Genomic DNA, 1,420 nt, shown 5'->3' on the forward strand with positions numbered 1-1,420 from the left:
AAGTACCCAAACAATTATTAATTTGCATTGTAAGCGGCTGGGTACTTGTCGCTGTTGATGCAGGAGTTAGCAGACATGACTCATATAGTTTGCCTTAGTGGCGGAGAATCTTCGGCCATTGTTGCAATATAGGTTTGCAGGAAGTTTGGTATTGATGATGTGGTCTTATTAAATCACGACATTAGCTCGAAAGTTGAAGATGTAGATGTTAAACGTTTCAAAAATGAGATTGCTGATTATTTGGGCTTGCCAATTACCTACGCGAACCATGCTGATTTTGAAAAAAACACACCCATAAAGGTTTGCCTTGATGCAAAAACATGGGTAAACCCAAAAACAAGAACAATACTTTGCACCAGTAGACTAAAAACAGAGCCATTTTATTGGTGGTTAATGAAGAATTATAGAAGTGGTGACGTTTGTTATTACGGTTTTGATGCAGATGAAACAAGCCGCATAAACAGACGAACAGCAATAATGCAAAAGTCAGGCTATTTAACTGATTACCCGCTGGCGACATGGGCAGACAGAACGATTAACAAAACAATGCAAATAGGAATTGCCCCACCTTTACAATATGAGAAATTTAATCACGCTAATTGTAAAGGATGTTTGAAGGCAGGTTGGCAGCATTGGTATGTTGTTTATTGTGAAAACGTTGATATTTGGCTTGAGGCAAAACAAGCTGAATCAGAAATAGGATATAGCATACATAATGATGGTTATCTTGAAGATAAAGAGCCTATTTTTGAGCAAATGCGATTAGCTGGAATGCCGCCAACAGAAAAAATACCAAGTGCAAAATTTTGGGCAATGGCAAAAAAACTAATTAGTCAAGATGGTTTTTTTGATATGCCGCAAATTGAAAGAGCGGTTGAGTGTGTTGGCTGCTAACTATTGAACTAACAGGCAACAACCCTGTTGATATTGAAAGTTGAGACTATGCCAAAAGCGTAGAAAAGTAAACGATAATCGGCTGGGTTGTTGTCCTTGTTGAGTGACGAGTTATGCGGCTTGAGTTTTAACGATGAAATGCGGAGAAGATTATGTGCATTAAGATAAAAGAAGAACATGAATACGTCATTTCTTTAGAAGCCGACACAATTTCAGGCAGACAAAGAGTTGATATAAGCAAAACTGACATTGTAAAAAATGCAAAACAGTTGATTGATACGGCTTATGATTTGCTAGAAATTTTAGACAGCGATACTAGAGACAGCGAAAAATATCAAGATGCAATGAATTTATTGCAAGAAGCTGTTGAAGCACTTGAAGACGCATAACTACCACACTTAAGGCGTAAACACCCACAACAAATTAAACATTAACACAGGACTCAAACTTTAAGCAATAACACGATAATTAGCTGGGTGTTTATCGCGCTTGAAGTGAGAGGTAGGTTTGGAGTATTGGTGGTGGA

The 1,420-nt window shown here is 37.8% G+C and carries 2 protein-coding genes; both read left to right on the forward strand.

Annotated elements, in window-relative coordinates:
• Positions 1 to 159: 159 nt before the first annotated feature.
• Positions 160 to 894, forward strand: a complete 735-nt coding sequence (locus tag Q0212_RS08700; protein ID WP_297924579.1) for a hypothetical protein — start codon at positions 160 to 162, stop codon at positions 892 to 894.
• A 152-nt stretch (positions 895 to 1,046) separates the two neighbouring features.
• The gene (locus Q0212_RS08705; protein ID WP_297924581.1) at positions 1,047 to 1,283 is read left to right on the forward strand and encodes a hypothetical protein; all 237 of its coding nucleotides are present in this window, start codon (positions 1,047 to 1,049) and stop codon (positions 1,281 to 1,283) included.
• Positions 1,284 to 1,420 lie beyond the last annotated feature (137 nt).

Source organism: uncultured Agitococcus sp. (genome assembly GCF_937920075.1).
In the GTDB taxonomy this organism is placed as follows: domain Bacteria; phylum Pseudomonadota; class Gammaproteobacteria; order Pseudomonadales; family Moraxellaceae; genus Agitococcus.